We start from the raw sequence: 23,056 nt of genomic DNA on the forward strand, positions 1-23,056 counted from the left end.
ACCGAACCGGTGGGCAGGCTGAAGAGGTTCGACCTCGGAATGGGCCCGGCCTCGGCGAAGCTTGCGAGCCGTGCATCGGCACGGTCTTAACCCTGCGTCGCGAGTACGACACTTCCACTCAGAGAGTGTTCGAACGGTAAGCGGGACAAGGTTTCCCGTTCTATCCGCCGCCGGGCCTCCTGCTTTCGGGGGAAACCGGTTAGGGTAGGTCCCGTGGTGCACCAAAAGCTCGACATCTCGGTATACCGCGAGGCGAACGAGACGATCGTGGTGCTGACCGGCGAAATCGACCTGCATACGGCGCCGCGGCTGTCCGCGGCCGTTGACGACGCGCTCGCGGACGACCCCGTCCGGGTCGTCCTCGACATGCGCGGCGTGACGTTCTGCGACTCGCGGGGCCTGGGCACGCTCGTCATCCTCGCCCGCGCGGCGGCCCGCTCCAGGGCCGTCCTCGTCCTCGCGAACCTCGGCGACTTCCTCAAACGCCTCCTCGCCGTCTCAGGGATCGGCGAGCACTTCGTCATCCGCGAGCCCGCCCCGGAGGCCGCTGACGGCCCCGTCCTGGGCCTCAGCGACGTCGAGGAGACCGGCACCGACAGCGGCCAGACCTACGGCAGGCCCGACACCGGCCAGGAGCCCCCGCGATGAACCTCAGCACGACGGCGCAGGCGATCCTCGCCGCCGCCGGGATCCTCGCGCTCGGCGGCATCGCGCTCGCCTGGATCGGCCTGGCCCGCAAGGCCCGAGGCGTCCTCATCGCCGGCACCCTGCTCCTCTTCGCGGGCGGCGGCACCGTCCTCGCCTGGGCCATCGTCGAAGGCGCGGGCGCCCGCGCCGCCGCGGTCGGCCTCGTCGCGGCGCTCCTGCCCGCCCCGATCCTCGTCGGCACGTTCCTGTGGCTCGGGCGCTACCGGCGCCGACCCTGGCTCATCCTCGCGTTCTGCTTCGGCTGGGGCGCGTGCGTCTCGACCGCGATCTCCCTCGCCGTGAACACCGGCGCGGCCGTCCTGCTCGAGAAGAACGACCTCGACCAGAACCTCGCCGCGGTCGTCTCCGCGCCCGTGATCGAGGAGATCTCGAAACTCCTCGGTCCGCTCCTGGTGTTCTGGTTCGCCCGCCGATACCTCACCGGCACCCTCGACGCCATCGTCTACTGCGGACTCGCCGGCGCCGGGTTCGCCGTCTCCGAGAACGTCCTCTACGCCTCCGGCGCCTACCTGTACGGCGCCGAATCCCTCGACGCCGCCGCCGGCGTCGCACAGGTCACGATCCTGGTCGTCGTCCGCGGCCTCGCGACGATGTTCGCGCACCCGCTCATGACCGGCCTGTCCGCGATCGGCCTCGGCCGCGCCGCGCGTCGCCCGGGCCGCAAGGGCCGCCAGACGGCCTGGATCATCGGGATGCTGCTGTGCGGCATGGGACTCCACGCCCTGTGGAACGGCTCGTCCGTGCTCGGCGTCAAGCTCGACATGCCCGCGCTGTGGTTCGCGCTCTACCCGGCGTTCCTCGCCCCTCTGTTCTTCACCATGGTCGGCGCGGCCCTGTGGCTGCGCGCCGCCGACGCCCGCCGCACGCAGACCGCGCTCGCCCCGATGGTGGCCGCCGGCCAGGTCTCGCCGCCCGAGCTCGCGTCCCTCGCCACGTTCTCGCGCCGTGCCTCGGCGCGCGCCTGGGCCCACCGCTTCGCCGGGCCGAACGGCGAGGCCGCCATGAAGGAGTTCCAGCGGGCAGCCTCCGACGTCGCCGAGCAATACGACCTCGCGTCGATCGGGCGGCCCTGGGACGAGCGCTACGTCGAGCACGCCGTGCACCGCATGCACGCCGCCCGGGCCGTCTACACCGGCGCCGACCCGAACACGCCCCCCGCGCTCTGGGACGGCCGCAAGTACCACATCACGTTCCCCGACGGCCAGACCCGGCCGGTAGAGCCGCCCGCGCAGCCGGTGATGCCGCTACCGTTGGCGCCGCCGCCTGCGTACCCTGTCCGTTATGCATGAGGGACCCATAGGACCAACCTCCTGGACCCGTCCCGAAGCGCACCCGCCGCGCTCGGGCAGGCCCCGCTGGAGGGAGCCCCATCCCATCCGCGTCGGCCCTGTCGCGGTCGGCTCGGCCCTGTCCGGGCTGTGGGTCCTGTTGTGGCTCTTGGCGTACTCCAGAGGCACCGGCGATGCGGCCCCGACCGGGGCGGGCTTCGCCTGGGTGACTTTGGCCGCGAGTACGATCGGAGCGGTCGCCGCAGCACTCCTGGCGCGCTACGGTGACCGCGGTGCAGCGGTCGGCGTAGCGGCGGTCGCAGGCACCGCCGCTGGGGTAGCAGGGCTCTCGTGCGAGCTGTATCTTTTGCTGACCGGCGATTGGATCCTGTGGTTACATCAACCGCAGATCGCCACATCCTTCAGTAGGTCGTATCGAACGGCTGCCCAATCGGGCCGCAGGTTCCATTGAATGAGAAGACGGGGACGGATCGTGTCGTATTTCGCTGTGGCTGTGGGCCGCGAGGGCGACGAGTGGGAGGCCGCGGAGGTCGACCTCGACGCTGTTGCCGATGTAGAGGACGCGGCCGAGGTCATGCGTGAGGCTTTCCCTGACGCCGACCTGACTCTGCTGTTCGTCGACGCGGACGACGAGTACTTGACGGTGATGCGCCTCGACAACGGCGACGACCTGCGCACCTTCGGCTCCGATGCCGAATACGCGTCGCAGTCGCGCCTGGGCGAGGCCCTCCTGGGCGATCTCGAGCCCGAGGACACCGAGGAGATCGACACCGAGGACGAGGAGTCGATCTCGGCCCGCCCGACCGAGCTCGACGCCGAGCCCGTGGGCGAAGCGGACGTGCTGGGCGACCTGGGCGTGCCCGGTTCGACCCTGCTGGCCCTGTGCGCCAAGGAGGGCATGATGCCCTCCGACGTGGTCTCCGAGGTCGCGAAGTCGATCGGCTTCACCGAGGCCCTGGAAGACGCCACCGGCTCCTAGCGCCGAAGCCCCCGATGCAGTCCCGCCGAGAGGTCCACGAACACTGGATGCGCCGCGCCCTCGAGGTCGCGCGCACCGGAGGCCTCCCGGCGGACCCGCCACCCCGGCCGGGCGACCCCGTACATCCGGCCGTTCCCCCGAGTGCCGCCGCGCACCGACTCGACCTGCCCGTGGGCGCCCTCGTCATCGGCCCCGACGGACGCGAACTCGCCGCGGCGGCCAATGCCCGTGAGGCCCTGGGCGACCCGACCGCGCATGCCGAGGTGCTCGCACTGCGCGAGGCGGCGTCCGTCCACGGGGACGGGTGGCGGCTCGAAGGCTGCACGCTCGTGGTGACGTTGGAGCCGTGCACGATGTGCGCGGGCGCGGCCGTGCTCGCCCGAGTGGGTGAAATCGTGTTCGGCGCCTGGGAACCGAAGACCGGTGCGGTCGGCTCCCTCTGGGACGTCGTGCGCGACCCGAGGCTCAACCACAACCCCGATGTCTACGGCGGCGTCCTGGAACTCGAGTCGGCGGAGCTGCTCCGCGCTCACTTCGGCCGCTGAAGACTGGCCGCCCAATTTTCCGCATTCCTAGCGCTAGCCTTCAAAACGGACAACTAAAGGACCCCCGGCCTCGGCGAAGCCTTGCGAGCCGTGAATGTGCACGGCCAAGGGTGGCACGGGGGTCCGACATTGCTTTGCGCCTATTCGGCGGCCACGGCCTTCTCTGCGCGCTTCTCCTGCGTCCTGGCCAGCAACTGTGCGATGTCGATGACCTCGACGTCCTCCCTGCCGGCGTCGTTGACGCCGTCGCGGAGCATCGTGGAGCAGAACGGGCAGCCGACGGCCACCGTGCTGGCGCCGGTCGCGACCGCCTCGTCCGCGCGCTCTCGGTTGACGCGCTTGCCGATCGGCTCCTCCAGCCACATGCGGGCGCCGCCGGCGCCGCAGCAGAACGAACGCTCCTCGGTGCGCGGCATCTCAGTGATCTCCGCGAACGAGCCGAGCAGTTCCCTTGGCGGCGTGAAGATCCGGTTGTGCCGACCGAGATAGCAGGGGTCGTGGTAGGTCAGCTTGCCCTCGTGCTCCTCGACCGGCGTGATCTTCCCGGCGTTCACCAGGTCGTTCAGCAGCTCGGTGTGGTGCACGACCTCGTACTTGCCGCCGAGGTCCTCGTACTCGTTGCCGATGGTGTTGAGGCAGTGCGGGCAGGTCGCGACGATCTTCACCGCGCCGACCTCGTTCAGCGTCTCGACGTTCTGCTCGGCGAGCATCTGGTACATGAACTCGTGCCCGATGCGCCGCGCCGAGTCGCCCGTGCAGGTCTCGGCCTCGCCGAGGACCGCGAACTTGACGCCCGCGTCGTGCAGCAGGGTCGCCACCGCGCGAGAGGTCTTCTGCGCCTTGGGGTCGTAGGCCCCGGCGCAGCCGACCCAGTACAGGTACTCCCATTCGCCGCCGGCTTCGGCGATCGGCACCTCGAAGTCGAGCGGCTCGGCCCACTTGAGGCGGTGGGCGGGGTTCTCGCCCCACGGGTTGCCCTTGTTCTCCAGGTTCCGCAGCATGGTCTGGGCTTCCTCGGGGAAGTCCGACTCCATCATCACCATGTTCCGGCGCAGGTCCAGGATGGTGTCGACGTGCTCGATGTCCACCGGGCACTGCTCCACGCACGCACCGCAGGTGGTGCACGCCCACAGCACGTCGGGGTCGATGACCGAGCCGATGATGTTGATCTTCTCGTGCGGGTCGGGCTGGCCGCCGCGCTCGGCCGCGAGCGAGGCCGCCTTCAGGTACGGCGCCTGCTCGTACAGGTGGTCGCGCAGGTCCGTGATGAGCTTCTTCGGCGAGAGGGGCTTCCCGGTGTTCCATGCGGGGCACTGCGACTGGCAGCGGCCGCACTCGGTGCACGTGGAGAAGTCGAGCAGGCCCTTCCAGGAGAAGTCCGCGATCGTGGCGACGCCGAACGGCTGCGTCTCGGGGTCGGCGGTCTCGAAGTCGGCGGGCTCGCCGTCGATGAGCATGGGCTTGGCCGGGCCGAGCGAGACCGCGCCGTCCGCGTTGCGCTTGAAGTAGATGTTGAAGAACGCCGTGACCCGGTGCCAGCCGATGCCCATCGACGGGATGAGCGCGAGCATGAGGAAGAACGTCCACGACACGAGGATGTCGAGCCCCGCGGTGAGCGTGATGGCGCTGAGCAGACTGTCGTGCGACGCGCCGCTCAAGCCCCCCGCGAAGAGGGCCGAGACCGGTGAGGCCCATTCCGGGGCCTCGCCGAGCGAGACCTTGAAGACGCGGACCGCCATGTGGGAGAGGACGATCGTGAAGATGGTCGCCTCGATGTAGAAGGCCATCCACTGCCTGGAGCCCTCGAACCGGGACGACGAGCGCCGCTGGCCGGCCTCCGAAGCGGTGCCCTGCGGCGGTACCTGGTGCGTGCGCGGCTGCCGGAACATCCGGATGCCGAAGAGGGCGAGGATGGCCAGCCCCGTGAGCACGGTGAGGATCTCCGAGAACAGCAGCCACGGCCCCCAGTGCCCGACGATCGGCAGGGCCCACTCGGGGTTGATGACCTCGAAGTACGACTGGGCGAGGGCCGGGGCCAGCAGGAAGAACCCGAAGAACACCGCCCAGTGCGCGAGCCCGACCCAGGTCCACTGCAGCATCCTGGTGTGCCCCAGGGTCTCCCGCAGCATGGTCTTGACCCGCGTCCCGCGGTCGCCCTTCCGGGTTCTGTCGGGCGCGCCGAGCCTTATGAGCTCGAGCATCCCCAGCCCGGCTCGGACGAACAGCCCGATGGCGACCGCGGTGTACGCGAACGCGACCGTGGCCGTGACGATTTGGACGACTCCCATGGCGACCTCTCGGCAGTGCGGTGTTCCCGATCACGATACATGTTACTGGTCGGTAATGATCCTGTCGACAGGGCCGCCGGGGCATCCGCACATCGGACATGCAACCGGTTCCATGCACAAGGCGTGTAGTCAGCGCAGAACACTCCAACACCCCCGAGGAACCCCTCCTCAAAGTGAACAAGGAGCCCCATGTCCCCCGAATCCCCCCGGGCTCGGCGAGTAGGCGCACGCCTGGCCGCCGCGGCGGCGGCCGGAGCCATCGTCGCGGCCGCGTTCGCGGTTCCCGCGTCAGCAGTCGAAATCCCCGGAATCGTCGGCGACCCCTACACCGACGTATACGTTCCCGCTGAGATCTTCGCGGGCGCAGTGCCCAAGGACGCCGGCTTCATCATCATGTACGAACCCGCCGCCGGTCACGAGGACGACCCCCACGAGGTCGCCGTCGACCTCGTGTTCGAGGGCAGCGCTGACGTCCTCGACTTCGGCGAATCCGAGGATTGCGAAGCCACCGGAGGGCTCCACGTCGTCTGCTCGTACCCCACGGTGAGCGACGGATACTGGCAGTTCGTCATCGACGTCGCAGCCGATGCCGCGGCCGAGGGCCAGGTGTTCCCCTACACCGCGACGGTCACGATCGACGGCGTGGAAGTCGAACAAGTCCAGAGCGGCCTCGAGCTCTACGCCGCCGGCACCACGCTGCCGCACAGGCCCTTCGTCCATGGGGACATCACCCTCCCCGCCACCGCGCCGGGCACCGTTGCCGAGGTCTCACCGGTCTTCCAGCAGAAGACCGCATTCCTGGAGTCGGCCGCCGCCGTCGTCATCTCATTCCGCGACCCGGAGTCGGTAATCGGCCTGGATCTCGAAGGGGCTGAGGCCGTCGCCGACTACGACAACTGCGTCGAACGACGCAACAGCTACGACAAGAGTGTGAAGTGCGTGGTCACCGACTTCACCGAATCCGTCGGCTCGCTCTTCACCCTCAGTGACTCGGTCGGCTACGCGTTCGGAGCCGACACGGCCGGACCGCTCGACATGTGCCACTGCTCCTACAGCGTGTACACGATCAATGCGGCGACGCTCGCGAACGAGTTCGGCGACCTCACCTGGGATCCGGACTCGGCGAACCTGGTCGGCCTGGTCCCCGCCGAGACGTGGGACGGTCCGACCGAGTCGAACCGCAGGCTCTTGGGCGTCATCAACATCGCGAGCACCGAGAACCCTTACGACCTCCAAGTCGAGGACTCGGCGTTCGAAGGCATCGTCGGCGACAAGGACACCGTCACCACCACGATCACCAACAACGGCCCGGCCTCGGCACCGATGCGGGTCTACGACATCAACGGCGTCGGCCGCGGCTCCTACTCGGTCCGCGTCGAACTGCCCGAAGGCCTCGCGCTCGCCGGTATCGACAGCGGGGCCTCCGACGACTGGCAGTGCCTCGACGCCAACCAACGCGAGGAGGCCTACGAAGACGAAACCGACACGGCCCTCAGCCGATTCGACCTCTACTGCTACACCGACCGCCTCGGCGCCGGACAGTCGATCGACTTCACCTACACCGTGAACCTCATCAGCGCGACCTCCGACTCCGGACTCATCGAGATCGATGCCGACTACGACAGCCCTTATGCCGACACGCTCGACAGCGATCCGGCCAACGATCTCGCCGCCGTGGTCAACAGGGCGGAGCCCAACCCCGATGCGGGCGTGGTCTCCCGCGACTACAACGCCGACGGGTTCGAGGACCTCATGGCCGCCCCCAAGTCCGACGGGGCGCTGATGTTCTACGCGGGCAAGGGCGACGGGACCTTCGCCGCCGATGCCGAATACGTCGGATTTACGGGCCCCGATGTCGTGATGGCCGGGGACCTGAACAGCGACGGCAGGGCCGACCTCCTCGCCCGCAACGGGATTGGCATTCTCGAAACCTACCCGGGCAACGGCTCCGGCGACATGGGCACCCCGATCACGGCCGGCACCGGCTGGAACACCATGGGCGCGTTCACCTCTGCCGCCGACTTCAACTCCGACGGCAAGCTCGACCTGTACGCCGTGGGCAAAGCCGACGGCAAGCTCTACTTCTACCCCGGCCAGGGCAACGGCAAGTTCGGCACCCGCACCGCGGTCGGCACCGGCTGGGGCGTCATGGACACGCTGGCCTCGGTCGGCGACCTCGACGACGACGGGAATCCCGACCTCCTCGCCCACAGCTCCCGCACCGGCCAGTACTTCCTGTACAAGGGCGACGGCGCCGGAAGGGTCGGCGGCCGCGTCACGATCGCGGCGTCGCTGGACGGCTCCGGCTCCGACCGCTACAACCAGATCGCGGCCGCCGGCGACCTGGACGGCGACGGCAAGGAAGACCTCCTCGCCGTCGACTCCCGCACCGGCGAGCTGGAACTCCACTCGCTCAATGGGAACGGCACCGCCGTGCACGCGGGCACGGTCGTCGCGACCTCCTGGGGCGCCAACCGCCTCGCGGCCGTGAACGAGGAACGCACCTACGACTACAGCGGCGACGGCAAGACTGACGTGCTCGTGCGGCGCGGTTCGGACGGGAAGCTCTACTTCTACTCGGGCAACGGCACGGGCGGCTTCGGCCCGATCGGCTCCTGGGGCACGGACCTGAAGAACCTCAACCTGATCGAGACCGCCGGGGACTTCAACGGCGACGGCTTCTCCGACCTGATCGGGCGGGTCGCCTCCACCGGTTCGCTGTACCTCTTCCCCGGCAAGGGGGACGGCACCTACGACTACGCGGCCCGGAAGCGGATCGGTACCGGCTGGAACTCCATGGGCAGCATCGTCTCCGGCCACGACTTCAACGGCGACGGCACGATCGACGTCGTCGCCCGCGAGAAGTCCACCGGTTTCCTGTGGTTGTACTCCGGCAAGGGCGATGGCACGATCGGCTCCCGGATCAAGATCGGTTCCGGCTGGAATGCGCTGCGGCACAACACGGCCTCCGACTTCACCCATGACGGGATCGCCGACCTGATCGCGATCCGCGGTTCTGACGACTGCATGTACTTCTACAGGGGCACCGGCGAAGGCACATTCTGGGGCGGCGTCCAGATGAGCTGCAACTGGGCCGGATACGACTCGTTGGCCTCGGTCGGGGACTTCAACGGGGACGGCAACGCCGACTGGATCGCCCGCAGGCAGTCCGATGGGGCCCTGTTCTTGTACAAGGGCGACGGTTCCGGCGATTACAGCTCGCGCACCCAGATCGCGTCCGGCTGGACCTGGGCGAACGCCATCGCCTAGCAATCGATCCGCTCACTGAGGCCGCGACCGGAACCCGGTCGCGGCCTCAATCGTCTGCGGCGAATCCGTACCCGCACGACGCCGAGCATTGTGTCCTGACTGATCGTGCCCTGGATGCAACCGGCTTCACGCGATGCGCGTGTACACCCCGGCACCATCGGTGCCACATAACCCAGAACCCCTCGGCATCCCCCCAGGACATCTGAATGAACGAAGCTTCCCCCGAGAAGCCCCGCCGCCGCGCCATAGGCCGCACAGCGGCAGCCACGGCGGCCGTACTAGGCGCGACCCTGCTGGCCTATCCAGGCGCCGCCTCCGCCCAGACGATCGACTGCACGGCGCTTGGCGACAATCCCAGGAGGAGCGGTATCAGCGCTGCCCTCGACGCGGCCATCGCCTGCGATGTCGAGGTGCGCGTCACCGCTCGGGCCTGGAACCAGCTGACCGTATACGCGACCCCTGCCGGGGAGTTGCACCTCGTCGCTACGGCTGAAGCGGTGCAGGAGTACCTCGATTTCGGACCCTCCGACCCGACTTTGGAGCTATTTGAGGGGACACTCGCCCAGACGACCTCCCAATGGTGGGCACTCCTCTCCTACGACGACCCGGAAGCCCCGCTGCTCGACACCCCGGTCGGAACACTCGACTGGGCGGGTGAGATCCCGGTCCCGACCTTCGCCGGCACCACCGCCAACTATGAGGCGCTGGCGCCCGGTCTCGACCTGACCGCCGACGTCGGTTCCACCGTCGTCGGGTTCCGATTCACGGCTGCCGACCTCGAAGCCTGGACCGCGCTCGCCACAGGCTTGCGAACCGACGCCGGCAGGGTCGAGGTCGTCGATGGCTCGCTTCGCATCAACGACACCGACTCCAAGCCGGACACTGAGTGGACGACGCCGTTCACCGTCCGCGACGCCGAGGGCGCGACCTACCGGGCCGACCTCGACCTCGCCGAGGACGGAGCGCTCACCGTTGACCTCCCGGACGGAACGCTCGCTGAGGCGACGTTCCCGCTGACTCTTTCGACCCAATGGGCGGATCGCTCCTATCGGTCGAACGAGTGGGGCGCCGTCACTTCGGCTGCCCCCGACTCGACCCTCTACCGCGGTGACGCAGGCCTTGACGAGCCGTACTTCGTCGCGGCCGGGCAAGCCGCCGACGCGGTCAGCGGAGCCTACTGCGACACCCTGGCGGGTGCCGAGTGCACCGAGGAACAAGCAGCCGCCTACTGGAACTTCGAATGGCCGATGCTGAGCGGACTCAACCCGGATACGCGCTATGCGTTCGACTATCCGGTCGCCTCTGCGGTATTCAGCGTCGGCGCCGCCGAGGGCGAGGACTGCACCGCTCCCGGTCTGAACCTCACGGAGGAGTACTCCACCGCGACCACCTGGAACGACCGCCCTGCGGTCGTACGGTCCGCGAATGCGGGAGCGTGCGAAAGCGGTACCGCCGTCTACGACCTGACCGAGGCCGTCGCCAGCGTCTGGGGCGACCCGGTCGCGGCCGAATCGATCACCCTCGGCACCGCGGACGGCGCCGAGACCGCCCGCTTCGACGGGGGTTCCGCCCGTCTCGACGTCTACTTCGACATCGCGGGTCTTTCCTACGCCGGCCCGCACTACTCGATTTGCGACGACACCCTCGCCACCGCGCCGTTCTTCAAAACTGCCACTCCCGTCTACGGCGACACCCTGGTGAAGACTTGGCGTTCCGAGACGCTCGATCTCGGGCTCACGTGGACCGCGACCTTCACCGACGCGACCACTGGAGCGGTCGTCCTGACGACCGCCCCGCGGGAAGTGCCGCTCGGCGACAGTCCGTCCTACACCCTCGCCGATCCGCTGCCCGACGGCAAGTACCGCATCGAATACGACTTCACCTCGGACTCGGTGAACTTCTCTTACCGGTCGGCCCCCTGCCACCTCGTCGTGGACACGGCCGCACCCGAGTTCCTCGACGTCAGCGTCGAATCGGGGCAGCGCTATGTCGGCGACACCATCGGCGTCGAGGTCAGCACTGCAGACGAGGGATTCCCCGACGGACTCAATGCGCTGACGGTCGGCTGCGACACCAATGCATGCAGTGAAATGCAGACTGTCCTGACCGAAAACGGCGACTTCTCCTTCGACTTCCAGGTCTACGAGACCGATGAGGTGTTCGGGCTCTCCCTGCGCGACAAGGCGGGGAACTTCGCCGAGCGGAAACTCATCCATTTGCCCGCGACTCACTCGCGGAACGACTTCGACGGCGATCGCCACCAGGATCTGATCACCGTGCGCAAGTCCGACGGGGCGCTCCTGTTCCACGCCGGCAGGGGAGACGGCACCTACGCCGAAGCCGCGGTGCTCGCAACGGGATGGGGTCACATGGAGGTCACCCTGGCAGGCGACCTCACCTCCGATGGGCTCCCCGACCTTCTCGCCCGAGACAACAGGACCGGGAACCTTTATACATACCCTGGCGACGGGGACGGCGGCCTCGGCACCCGGATCAAGTCCGGTTCAGGGTGGAACTCGATGCGACTGTTCACCACTGGTGAATTCGATACGCTCGGGAACCTGGACCTGATGGCCGTGCGCAAGTCCGACGGTGCGCTGGTCAGCTACCGCGGGAACGGAGACGGTTCGTTCGGGGCCGCCTGGGTGCGCCCCGGCCAGTGGAACGGCAGCGTTGACATGCTTGTGAACGTCGGCAACATCAGCGGTTCCGACGTGGACGAATTCATGGCGCGAGACGCCCGCACCGGCAAATACCGGATCTACCACCAGGCCGGCGTATTGGCCGACCTCGCCGACCTGGAAGCGAGCTCCTTCAACACCCGGACCTTCAGCCAAGTGGTGAACGCGGGCGACGTCGACGGCGACAACTATGTGGACATCGTCGCGGTCGATGCCGCCACCGGCGAGCTGGTCCGTGAGTCCTGGCACTACGACTATGGGCTCCACGCCATCACGCTCGACAAATCCGTGGGCTCCGGCTGGGGGCGGATCCGGCTCCCGACCGTGCGGTCCGAAGACACCTACGACTACAGCGGCGACAGCAAGTCCGACGTGCTCGTGCGGCGCGGCTCGGACGGGAAGCTCTACCTGTACACCGGCAACGGCTCAGGCGGATTCGGCCCGATCGGTTCCTGGGGGACGGACCTCAAGAACCTCAACCTGCTCGAGACCGCCGGCGACCTGAACAGTGACGGCTTCTCCGATCTCATCGGACGGGTCGCCTCGACCGGCGCGCTCTACCTTTATCCCGGCAAGGGGGATGGGACCTACGACTACGCGGCTCGGAAACGGATCGGTATCGGGTGGAACTCCATGAGCGCCATCGTTTCCGGACACGACTACAACGGCGACGGCAAGGTCGACGTCATCGCCCGTGAGAAGTCCACCGGCTACCTCTGGCTCTATGCGGGCAAGGGCGACGGCACCATCGGCTCCCGGGTCAAGATCGGCACCGGCTGGAACGCACTGCGCGACATCACGGCCGCCGGAGACCTCGACCACGACGGTCGCGCGGACATCATCGCGATCCGCAGTTCTGACAACTGCATGTACTTCTATGGCGGGAAGGGGAACGGGACGCTCAAGCCCGGCGTCAAGATGAGCTGCAACTGGGTCGGGTACGACTCGGTCGCCGCGGTCGGGGACTTCAACGGCGACGGGCACGCCGACTGGGTGTCCCGCCGCAAGTCCGACGGGGCCCTGTATCTGTACAAGGGCAACGGCGCCGGCGGCTACAGCTCGCGCACCCAGATCGCGTCCGGCTGGACTTGGGCGAACGCCATCGCCTAGCGGATAGTGCAGCAGGGCCGGGGAAGTCGCACCAGCGATTTCCGCGGCCCTGCCTCTTCGGTTTACGGGCTGACATTCAGCGGACCCAGCGTCGTGATTTCTCTGCCTACAATGGGGAAACGCTTGCAACCCGTAGCACCTCGGCGACGTGTTGCCAGTGTCGCTGAGCGGCGATCCATAACCCCCCGAAGACTCCAGGACAACTTTATGAACCGAGCTGCTTCCCTCGGGCGGCGTGCCTCTGCACTCAAGCGAATGGCGTCGGCTTCGGCCTCCGTATTCGGCTTGGCGCTGCTGGCCGCCACCGGTGCCCCTGCCGGGGCCTCCCTCACCCCGGACGACACGAGCGGTCACCCCCAAGCCGCGGACGCCGCATCCCTGAACGATTTCAACGGCGACGGCTTCCAGGACCTGATGGCGGTGCGCGAATCCGACGGGAACCTGCTGTTCTACGCGGGCAACGGCGACGCCACGTTCGACGCGGCGGTCTCCCGCGGCGCGGGCTGGGGCAGGATGGACATCGTCTTGCCCGGCGACCTGACCGGTGACGGGATCCCGGACCTGCTGGCCCGCAACAACCAGACCGGAACGCTCTATACGTACCCCGGCAACGGCTCGGGCGGTCTCAAGGCCCCCATCACCGCGGGCACCGGCTGGAACAGCATCAGCCTGATCGCCAGCGCGGGCGACTTCAACGCCGACGGCCACTCGGACCTGTACGCCGTTCGGAAAGCCGACTGGAAGCTCTACCTGTACCAGGGCAACGGCAACGGCACCTTCGGCACTCGATACCTCGCCGACGACACCTACCGCGGCTGGGACGACGCCGACACCCTGATCACGGTGGGCGACACCGATTCCTGGGGCAGAGACGAACTCCTGATCCGGGAGACGTCAGGACGGTACGTCATGATCTCCGGCGGAGGATCGACCCAGAAGCAGAACGCCGACTCGGTGCTCGACGGTTCCCTCGGCCAGCGCACTTCCACCCGGTACAGCCAGGTGGCCCCGGTCGGCGACTTCGACGGCGACGATGTCCCGGACGTGGTCGGCATCGACTCGCGAACCGGAGAACTGGAACTGCACACGGTTTCGTTCTCCGAGACCGACGGGACTGCTCGCCCGCTGCGCACACCTGTGGTCATCGGCAGGGGCTGGGGCAAGATGCGCCTGGCCTCTACCGACACCGACCGCACCTACGACTACGACGGCAACGGCGTCTCGGAAGTCGTCTACCGCCAGACCGATGGGTCGGTCTGGACGCAGGGCCCCCAACACGGCTCCTGGTGGAACTCCGAGCCGTGGGGTACCGGGTTCAAGAACATGACGCTCCTGGAGACCGCCGGCGACCTCACCTCGGACGGCTTCTCCGATCTCCTCGCCCGCGACTCCTCCGGCAACCTGTACGCGTACCCCGGCAACGGGACCACGGCAGGGGCGGTGCCCCGGATCCTGATCGGCGGTGGCTGGAACACGATGAGCGCCGTCGTCGGTGGTCAGGACTTCAACGGGGACGGCAGGACCGATGTCGTCGCCCGCGAGAAGTCCACCGGGTATCTGTACTTCTACCCGGGCCTGGGGACCGGGAAGGTCGGCTCTCGGGTGAAGGTCGGCATCGGCTGGAACGCGATGCGGGAACTGACCTCGGTCGGCGACCTGAACCACGACGGGCACGCCGACGTCCTCGCGATCCGCGGTTCGGATAACTGCCTGTACTTCTACGGCGGGAGAGGGACCGGGACCCTCAAACCCGCGGTCCAAATCGGCTGCGGGTTCTCGGGAATCCAGAACTTCGCATCGGTCGGCGACATCAATCTCGACGGCCACGCCGACTGGGTCGCCCGCCGCAGCTCGGATGGCCGCACCTACTTGTACCAGGGCGACGGCAAGGGCGACTACCGGTCGACCTCAGTCCTCATCGACGACTGGACCTGGATCAACCTGATCGTCTGACCGGCCGCCGGCTTCCCGACGCCGTCCCGCGGCGGCTGAAATCCGGCATCCCCTTGAGCACCACAGGACCGCACATGAATGAAATCTTCCGACCGAAACGGCGCGTTGCCGAGCGGATCGCGGCCTCGGCCGCGATGGTCCTCGGCGCAACCCTACTGATCTCTCAAGGCGCCGGGACGGCACAGGCCGCCGAGACCGCGGGCGACCACTACGACTACAACGGCGATGGCTTCCAGGACCTCTACATGGTCCGGAAGTCCGATGGCCACCTGCTCTTCTCCGCGGGCGACGGCGGCGAGACACTCCCGGCCCCGGTCTCCAAGGGAGGCGGCTGGGGCAAGATGGACATCGCCATGGCCGGGGACCTCACTGAGGACGGCCTCCCCGACCTTCTGGCAAGGGACGGCAAGACCGGCAACCTCTACACCTACCCGGGCGACGGCAGCGGCGGTTTTGCAGCTCGAATCCTGGTCAGCGGCGGTTGGAACACCATGGTCGCCTTCAGTTCCGCAGGCGACTTCGACGGTGACGGACTCCTCGACCTCTACGCGGTCCGCAAGGCCGACGGTCTGCTGTACTTCTATCCGGGCGAGGGCGACGGCACGTTCGGCGCTCGGACCGTCGCCGTCGTCGATGAGGATCTCGGCACCGGATGGGCCGTGTTCGACTCCATGACCACGGTCGACCACGGCAATGGACCCGAACTCCTCCTGCACAGCATCACCGCCGGCAACTACCTGCACCTGGAATCCGACGGGGAGGGCGGGTTCGAGCCGTACCCGTCCTATTACACGGGCTCGCTGTACTCCGATGCCGACCCCACCCGGTACCGCCAGGTGGTGGCGGCCGGAGACCGGAACGAGGACGGTTACCAGGACTTCGTCGCCATCGGGCGGCAGTCCGGGGAGCTCCTGCTCTTGGAGGGCGACGCCTACAGCAACGCGCGCTTCAAGACCAGGCTCGCGACCGTCGGCACCGTGTACCGGCTTCCCGCGACCACTTACGAGCACGCCTATGACTACGACCAGGACTACGCCTCCGACCTCGTCGCCGTCAGGTCCGCGACCCCGGCGGACCTGACCTTCTACCCTGGGACCGGAACGGGCGGCTTCGGTTCGCGTCGCAATCTGTATTTCCAGATCGACGGCATGACGCTCGTGGAGTCCGCGGGCGACATGAACGGGGATTTGATTCCCGACCTCCTCATTCGCTCCGACGACGGACTGCTGGAGATGCACCCCGGCCACGAGGTCAACTTCCTCAACGGCCAGATCGTCGCGATCGGCAGCGGCTGGAACTCGATGAGCGCCATCGTGGGTGGTCAGGACCTCAACGGGGACGGCAAGGTGGACATCGTCGCCCGCGAAAAGTCGACTGGATACCTGTGGCTGTACCCCGGCAAGGGGGACGGCCGTGTGGGCACTCGGGTCAAGATCGGCACGGGCTGGAACGCGATGCGAGAGATCACGGCTCCCGGGGACCTCGACCATGACGGCCACGCCGACATCCTCGCGATCCGCGGTTCCGACAACTGCATGTACTTCTACGGCGGTCGCGGGAACGGGACGCTCAAGCCCGGGGTCAAGATGAGCTGCAACTGGGTCGGCTACGACTCGGTGGCCGCTGTCGGGGACTTCAACGGCGACGGGCACACCGACTGGGTCGCCCGTCGAAAGTCCGATGGAGCCTTGTTCTTGTACAGGGGCAACGGCGCCGGTGGCTACGGCTCGCGAGCTCAGGTCGGCACTGGCTGGAACTCGATCAAGTTCATCGCCTGACCGCAACGAGGAAGGGCCCGGCTCTAATAGAGCCGGGCCCTTCCTCGTTGCGTCTTAAGCGGATTCGCGGACCACGATCCTGGTGCCGAGGATCGTCACGAGCGGTCCGGCCTCCTCGCCGCGGATGCGGCCGCACAGGAGGCGGGCCATTTCGCGGCCCATGGTCTCGGTGGGCTGGTGGACCGTGGTGAGCGGCGGCTCGGCGACTTCGGCCAGGGGGGAGTCGTCGAAGCCGACCAGGGCGAGGTCTTCGGGGACGCGGATGCCGCGTTCGCGGGCGACGCGGAGCGTCGCGATCGCGAGGGGGTCGGAGTGGGCGAAGACCGCGTCGAGGTCGCCGGCGGTGTCGAAGAGGTGGCGGGCGGCCTTGATGCCGCTGGCCTCGTCGAAGCCTTCGGCGACCGATACGAGCGACTCCTCGACCGGGAGCCGGTGGCCGCGGAGGCCGTCGCGGTAGCCGCTGAGGCGGTCGACGCCGACGGCCATGTCCTGCGGACCGGCGATGAGGCCGATCCGCTTGTGGCCCTTGTCGGCCAGGTACTCCACGGCCTGCCGGGCGCCCGAGCGGTTGTCGCAGTCGACGTAGGCGATCGGGCGGAACCCGGCGGGGGTGCCGCAGAGGACGATGGGGATGCCGGCCTCTTCGAGGCGTTCGGGGAGCGGGTCGCCGGAGTGGCTCGAGACCATCATGACGCCGTCGACGTGCTGGCCCATGAGGTAGGACTCGAGGTCGGCCCGGTTGCCGTCGCGGGGCGCGAAGGTGAGCATGAGCCGCATGTTCTCCTCGGCGAGCTGCTCGGTGATCCCGCGCAGCACGCCGGCGAAGAACGGCTCGCTCCAGAGCCACTCCTGCGACTCCGTCACCACCAGTGCCACGGTGTCCGTGCGCTGGGTGACGAGGGTCCTGGCCGCCTGGTTGGGGACGTACCCCAGTTCCTTGATCGCGGCCAGGACCGCCGCCCTCGTGTCTTCGGCGACTTTGGGGGAGCCGTTGATGACGCGCGAGACCGTGCCCCGGCCGACCCCCGCGTGGCGGGCGACGGTGTCGAGCGTCGGCCGGCCGCCGGAGCGGCGTCGGCGCTCGGTTCTGACCGGCGTCGGTTCGCCGGGCACCTCAAGCTGGGTCTCGGTCATCGTGCATCACCTCGGGCAACGGTTGTGTGGATCTATTCTGCCTCACGGTTCGAACGGGCCCGTCGCACCAGGTCGCCGTACCAGCGCCCGGAGTCCTTGACCGTGCGCTCACCGGTCTCGAAATCGACGTACACCAGTCCGAACCGCTTCGTGTAGCCCCAGGCCCATTCGAAGTTGTCGGCGAGCGACCAGGCGAAATAGCCCACGAGCGGGACCCCGGCATCGAGGGCGTCGGCGCACGCCTCGAGGTGGCCCTGCACGTACTCGAGCCGCTCGGGGTCGTGAATCTCGCCGTCCTCGATCTTGTCGGGGTAGGCCGCGCCGTTCTCGGTGACCGCGAGCTTCACGCCCGGATAGCCGGCGTGGAGGCGCCGCAGCATGTCGCTGAGCCCGGAGGGCTCGATCTCCCAGCCCATGTCGGTGACGGGGAACCCGGACGAGACGAACCCGATGTGCTCGTTGGCGGGCCACGCCGAACCGGCCCCGGTGGGGGCGGCGGAAGCCGAGGTCGCACCACCGTTACCGGTAACGGTGAAGCGGCTGTAGTAGTTCACCGAGAGGATGTCGACGGGGGCGTGGATCGTCTCCATGTCCTCGTCCTCGACGAACGAGAAGTCGGTGACGGCCTTGAAGTCCTCGACGATGTCCTCGGGGTAGACCCCGAGCAGGGCCGCGTCGGTGAACCAGCGGTTCTGGACGCCGTCGACGCGGCGCGCGGCGTCGAGGTCGACGGGGGTCTCGCTGGCGGCGTGCACGGGGTAGAAGTTCAGCCCGATGCTCACCGTGGCCTCGGGGTCCGCGGCCTTGATCGCGCGGGCGGCGAGGCCGTGGCCGAGCATGAGGTGGTGCGCGGCGGCGATCGAGGCGGCCGGTTCGCGCCGCCCTGGGGCGTGCTCGCCGGAGGCGTAGCCGAGGAACGCGGCGCACCAGGGCTCGTTGACGGTGATCCAGTGCTTGACGCGGTCGCCGAGCGCCGCGTGCGCGATCTCGGCGAACTCGCCGAAGCGGAGCGCGGTGGCCCGCTCGGGCCAGCCGCCGGCGTCTTCGAGCGACTGGGGGAGGTCCCAGTGGTAGAGCGTGATCCACGGGGTGATGCCCTCGGCGAGGAGGGCGTCCACGAGGTTCGAGTAGTAGGCGAGGCCCGCCGCGTTGACCCGGCCGTCTCCGTCGGGGCAGATCCGGGGCCACGACAGGGAGAACCGGTAACTGTTGAGGCCCAGGGCCTTGATGGCGGCGACGTCCCCCGGGATGTTGCGGTAGGAGTCGATCGCGGTGTCGCCGTTGGAGCCGTCGACCACCCGGCCCGGTTCGTTCACGAACGCGTCCCATATGGACAGTCCGCGGCCGTCGGCCGTGGTCGACCCCTCCACCTGATAGGAGGAGGTCGCCGCGCCCCAGGTGAAGCCGCTTGGGAATCGGGTCGCCAACGACCCGTCGAAATCGTTGCTCATTACTTGCCAGAACCTTCCATGATGCCGTGGACGATCTGCCGTCCGAAGACGACGAACAGGACCGCGATGGGAATGATCGAGATCAGGGTGCAGGTGAAGACCATCGACATGTCGGCATTGAACATGGCGGTCGAGGCCTGGCGGATCGCCAGCTGGATCGTGGGGTTCTCATCGCTCAGCACCATGAACGGCCAGAGGAACTCGTTCCAGTTGAGCATGAACGTGAGCAGCCCGAGGACGACCATCGCCGGGCGCAGGGCCGGAAGCACGATGCGCCACCAGATGCCGATGGTGGTGGCGCCGTCGATGCGGGCGGCCTCGATGATCTCGTCGGGGACGGCCTGCTCCACGTACTGGCGCATCAGGAAGATGCCGAAGCCGTTGACGATGAACGGCAGGATCACGGCCTGGAGGGTGTCGATCCATTCGAGCTCGACCATGATCATGTACAAGGGCACGATGCCCAGCTGCTGGAGCGGCACCATCATGGAGAACAGGACCGTGCCCATGAGGATCTTGGAGCCGCGGAACCGCAGTTTGGCGAACGCGAAGCCGCCGAGCGTCGAGATGAGCACCACCGAGAGCGTGACGGTGCCGGTGATGATGAACGAGTTCCGCAGGCCCAGCAGCAGGTCGGCCTCGGGGTGGGCGAAGGCCGCCTGGACGTGCTCGCCGAGGTTGCCGCCGGGCAGGAGCGCGGGCGGGAAGCCGGCGGCGTCGGCGGTCGTCCGGGAGGCGATGACGATCATCCAGTACAGCGGGAAGATCGACAGGAGCGCGACGAAGGCCAGCCCGATGCGCGTCATGACAGTGGGGGCGAACACCCCGTCGGACTCGATCTGGCCCTTGCTTCGCCTGCGCCGCGGGGGTTTGGGCGTACTGGGCCGCTGAGCGGTCGAGACGGTGCTGCGCGGGGCGGTTGCGGTGCTCATTTGTTCCCCTGAATGCGGTTGACGACGAGGAAGTTGACGGCCGCGACGATCCCGATGACGACGAACAGGAGCCAGCCGGCCGCGGAGGAGATGCCGTAGTTGCCGTGGGTGCGGAGGATGTCGACCAGGACCATCGCGGTGGTCTGGAACTGCCCTTCGGGGCCGCCGTTGAGCGCCCCGCCGCCGAACATCATCGGCTCGACGAACATGGTCATGCCGCCCACGGAGGACACGAAGACGGTGAAGATGAGGACCGGCTTGAGCTGCGGGATCGTGATCTTCCAGAACTGCTGCCGGGGCGAGGCGCCATCGACCGTGGCGGCCTCGTACATGCTCTTGGGAATGGTCTGCATGGCGGCGAGGAAGATCAGCGCGTTGTAGCCCATCCAGCGCCAGTCCACCATGGAGGAGATGGCGAACCAGGAGGAGAGCCGCTCGCCCTGCCAGTTGACGCCGTCGATCCCGATGAACTCCAAGGCGCCGTTGACCATGCCGTATTCGTTGCCCCAGATGCGGGCGAAGATGACGCCGACGGCGACCACGGAGGTGACGATGGGCGCGAGGATGAGCATCCGCCACAGCATGGGGCGGCGCAGGCGCTTGTTGAGGGCGTTGGCGACCATCATGGCGCACACGATCTGCGGCACCGTGGCCATCACGAACATGCCGAGGGTGTTGACCACGGACCAGTTGAAGCGGTCGTACGTGGTCAGCAGGAACGTGTAATTGTCGAGCCCGACGAAGGTGCGCTCGGGATTGCCGATCTTCCACTCGTGCAGCGACGCGTACAGCGTGTAGCCCATCGGGAAGACGCCGAAGACGGCGAACAGCAGGAAGTACGGGGATACCAATGCGTACGGGGTGATCTTGATGTCGGCGCGGGTCAACCGCTCTCGCCAGGTCAGGCGCGGTGCCGTTTTCTGGGTGGTCATGGGGGCCTTCCTTGCCAAATGACGGCTCGCGGGTTTCGCCGAGAACGGGACGGGTCGGTATGGCGCCTGCCGAGCCGTCTCGCGGCCCTCACGACGGACTCCTGCGGGTCCTCGGTTCAGGACTTGCTCGCGCGCCGGCTTCGCAGCGGCTGAATGTTCGTTTCGGGGGAGCCGGCCCGCCGCGGGTTGGGGCGCGGCGGGCCGACACGGTGCCGCCGATGCCGGGTACCGGTCCTGGGGGACGCGTCGAACGGTTCCGAGGAACCACGACGCCGGTCCTTATCGGCGGCATTGGATCTGGCGGCACCTGAGAAGGCGCCGCCGGATCCGGGCCCGGCCCGGCGGAGGCAGGTTCCGCCGGGCCGGGCCCGCCGGGGCTACAGGCCTGCGCCGGCCAGTTCGATGGCGTCCTCAGCGGCGGACTTGATCGCGTTGTGGGCGTCGCCCATCTCGATGGAACCGTCGACGATGCCGTTGATCGTGGTCTCGACCGCGCCCTGCACCGGCGGGTGGAAGTACGAGTACTCCAGGGCCGGGAAGGTGGCGAGCGAGTCGATCAGGATCTGGCTGGACGGAGCGTCGTTGAAGTAGGCGCTGGAGTAATCGGCGACCCGCGGGTCCGCCTGAGCGGCGGGCGAGGACGGGAAGTTGCCGACGGCCTCGAAGACCGCGATCTGCTGCTCGGGCTCGGTCAGCCACGAGGCCAGTTCAGCGGCCTCCTCGGGGTGCGGGCCCTTGGCGGGGACGGCCAGGAACGAGCCGCCCCAGTTGCCGGCCACGCCGGGAACGGCGGTCATGTCCCACTTGTCGGCGTTGTCCGGGCCGGAGGTGGGTTCGATGATCGCGCGGGCCATCCAGCCCGGGCACGGCATGACGGCGTAACCGCCGGCGGCCATGGCCGCGTTCCACTCCTCGCCCCATGACGGGAAGTTGCCGACGGCGCCCATCTCGGTCAGTTCGAACACCAGGTCGAGGGACTTGGTGGCGGCGTCCGAGTCGAGGGTCAGGTTGCCGTCGTCGTCGACGTACATCGCGCCGTCGCCTTGGCCGGCAAACTGGCTCAGCAGCATGTTCTGCAGCTGGGTGCCGTTGTCGAGGAAGGCGGCGTCGACGTCGGAGTCGACGAACTGCTGGGCGACGGTCTTGAAGCCCTCCCAGTCCGCCCATGCCGCGGCGACCTCTTCGCGGTCGGTCGGGAGCCCGGCCTCGGCGAACAGGTCGGAGCGGTAGCACATGGCCATGCCGCCGATGTCGGTGCCGAGGCCCACGAGCTTGTCGTCGGGCGTGTGGCCGAGGTTCCAGGTGTTCTCGTGGTAGTCGCCCGAGCGGCCTTCATAAGCGGCCAGGTCGTACCAGTGGTCGCCGTTCTGGAACAGCTGCGGAGTGGCCTGCTCGTCCATGGCGACGACGTCGCCGAAGCCGGAGCCGGTGTCGAGCGCGGTCTCGAGCGCGGTGCGGTACTCGCCGAACTGGACGCCGTCGCCTTCGAAGACGACGTCGACGTCCGGGTGGTCAGCCTCGTACTTGGCTTCGAGTCCGGCCTGGACGTAGCCGAACGTGTTGAACGTGGAGACGGTGAGCTTCATCTTGCCGTCTTCGCCGGTCGCGTCGTCACCGCCGCCGCCGTTGCCACTGCAGGCGGCCGTGACCGCGAGCGCTCCTGCGGCGACGGCCGCGAGGGCGACCCGGCCGTTCTTGCGATTGAGGAAATGCATCTTTGCTGGTTCCTTCCGAGCGCCTCGGCGGCGCGATGTGCTTTCAGAGGGGTTGAGGGACTTAATTCCGTTGGCGCACATGGCGGCTGGGGTGCGGGCCGCCGTGGGTGCACGGCGGCCCGCGGACTGAAACCGCCGAGGCGATCGCCCTTGGGAGCGATACCAGGATCGTACGGGAGCGTGTTCCACGGCGCAAGTCCGGGTGTGAGGGTAGTTACTCGTTTGTTACAGCGCCGCCCACGGTCGGGAAATCGAAGGTCGCAGATCTATAACTGTGCGTCGAACTGAACA

Annotated in this window: 14 protein-coding genes; 8 read left to right on the forward strand and 6 right to left on the reverse strand. The window is 68.0% G+C overall.

All coding sequences use genetic code 11. The annotated features are described in order from the left end of the window. The first annotated feature begins 213 nt into the window (after positions 1-213). From ACFO8M_RS18545 to ACFO8M_RS18560, 4 genes are all read left to right on the forward strand, one after another. A complete protein-coding gene (locus ACFO8M_RS18545; protein ID WP_387978287.1) occupies positions 214-648 on the forward strand; it encodes an STAS domain-containing protein in 435 nt (144 codons plus the stop codon). Then, positions 645-1,997 carry a PrsW family intramembrane metalloprotease gene (locus tag ACFO8M_RS18550; protein WP_387978289.1) on the forward strand — a complete coding sequence of 451 codons (1,353 nt, stop codon included), beginning with the start codon at positions 645-647 and terminating at the stop codon, positions 1,995-1,997. Before ACFO8M_RS18545 ends, ACFO8M_RS18550 begins: the two co-directional genes overlap by 4 nt. 472 nt (positions 1,998-2,469) lie before the next feature. After that, positions 2,470-2,976, forward strand: a complete 507-nt coding sequence (locus tag ACFO8M_RS18555) for a tRNA adenosine deaminase-associated protein (protein WP_387978290.1) — start codon at positions 2,470-2,472, stop codon at positions 2,974-2,976. Positions 2,977-2,990: 14 nt separating this feature from the next. After that, positions 2,991-3,521, forward strand: a complete 531-nt coding sequence (locus ACFO8M_RS18560) for a nucleoside deaminase (RefSeq protein WP_387978292.1) — start codon at positions 2,991-2,993, stop codon at positions 3,519-3,521. Between the two features lie 140 nt (positions 3,522-3,661). On the opposite strand, the gene ACFO8M_RS18565 is transcribed toward ACFO8M_RS18560, so the two are convergent. After that, positions 3,662-5,809 carry a (Fe-S)-binding protein gene (locus ACFO8M_RS18565; protein ID WP_387978294.1) on the reverse strand — a complete coding sequence of 716 codons (2,148 nt, stop codon included), beginning with the start codon at positions 5,807-5,809 and terminating at the stop codon, positions 3,662-3,664. Between the two features lie 189 nt (positions 5,810-5,998). Here ACFO8M_RS18565 and ACFO8M_RS18570 point away from each other — a divergent pair, with 189 nt between their 5' ends. From ACFO8M_RS18570 to ACFO8M_RS18585, 4 genes are all read left to right on the forward strand, one after another. Continuing rightward, positions 5,999-9,079 carry an FG-GAP repeat domain-containing protein gene (locus ACFO8M_RS18570; RefSeq protein WP_387978296.1) on the forward strand — a complete coding sequence of 1,027 codons (3,081 nt, stop codon included), beginning with the start codon at positions 5,999-6,001 and terminating at the stop codon, positions 9,077-9,079. A 206-nt stretch (positions 9,080-9,285) separates the two neighbouring features. Then, a complete protein-coding gene (locus ACFO8M_RS18575; RefSeq protein ID WP_387978298.1) occupies positions 9,286-12,870 on the forward strand; it encodes an FG-GAP repeat domain-containing protein in 3,585 nt (1,194 codons plus the stop codon). Between the two features lie 255 nt (positions 12,871-13,125). Next, the gene (locus ACFO8M_RS18580; RefSeq protein ID WP_387978300.1) at positions 13,126-14,823 is read left to right on the forward strand and encodes an FG-GAP repeat domain-containing protein; all 1,698 of its coding nucleotides are present in this window, start codon (positions 13,126-13,128) and stop codon (positions 14,821-14,823) included. 74 nt (positions 14,824-14,897) lie between these two features. After that, positions 14,898-16,601: an FG-GAP repeat domain-containing protein gene (locus ACFO8M_RS18585; protein ID WP_387978302.1), complete on the forward strand. Its 1,704-nt coding sequence runs from the start codon at positions 14,898-14,900 to the stop codon at positions 16,599-16,601. Between the two features lie 54 nt (positions 16,602-16,655). On the opposite strand, the gene ACFO8M_RS18590 is transcribed toward ACFO8M_RS18585, so the two are convergent. The 5 genes from ACFO8M_RS18590 to ACFO8M_RS18610 all read right to left on the reverse strand — a co-directional run bounded on the left by ACFO8M_RS18590 (position 16,656) and on the right by ACFO8M_RS18610 (position 22,765). After that, a complete protein-coding gene (locus ACFO8M_RS18590; protein ID WP_387978304.1) occupies positions 16,656-17,735 on the reverse strand; it encodes a LacI family DNA-binding transcriptional regulator in 1,080 nt (359 codons plus the stop codon). 32 nt (positions 17,736-17,767) lie between these two features. Continuing rightward, positions 17,768-19,186, reverse strand: a complete 1,419-nt coding sequence (locus tag ACFO8M_RS18595) for a GH1 family beta-glucosidase (protein ID WP_387978306.1) — start codon at positions 19,184-19,186, stop codon at positions 17,768-17,770. Then, positions 19,186-20,118, reverse strand: a complete 933-nt coding sequence (locus tag ACFO8M_RS18600; protein ID WP_387978308.1) for a carbohydrate ABC transporter permease — start codon at positions 20,116-20,118, stop codon at positions 19,186-19,188. The genes ACFO8M_RS18595 and ACFO8M_RS18600 overlap by 1 nt, the downstream gene beginning before the upstream one ends. Then, positions 20,115-21,050 (reverse strand): carbohydrate ABC transporter permease, encoded by a 936-nt coding sequence (locus ACFO8M_RS18605; protein ID WP_387978310.1) that lies wholly within the window; start codon positions 21,048-21,050, stop codon positions 20,115-20,117. The genes ACFO8M_RS18600 and ACFO8M_RS18605 overlap by 4 nt, the downstream gene beginning before the upstream one ends. 377 nt (positions 21,051-21,427) lie before the next feature. Next, positions 21,428-22,765, reverse strand: a complete 1,338-nt coding sequence (locus ACFO8M_RS18610; protein WP_387978312.1) for an ABC transporter substrate-binding protein — start codon at positions 22,763-22,765, stop codon at positions 21,428-21,430. Between the last annotated feature and the right edge of the window lie 291 nt (positions 22,766-23,056).

Origin of the sequence: Glycomyces rhizosphaerae (assembly GCF_042647865.1) — a bacterium.
Lineage (GTDB): Bacteria > Actinomycetota > Actinomycetes > Mycobacteriales > Micromonosporaceae > Glycomyces > Glycomyces rhizosphaerae.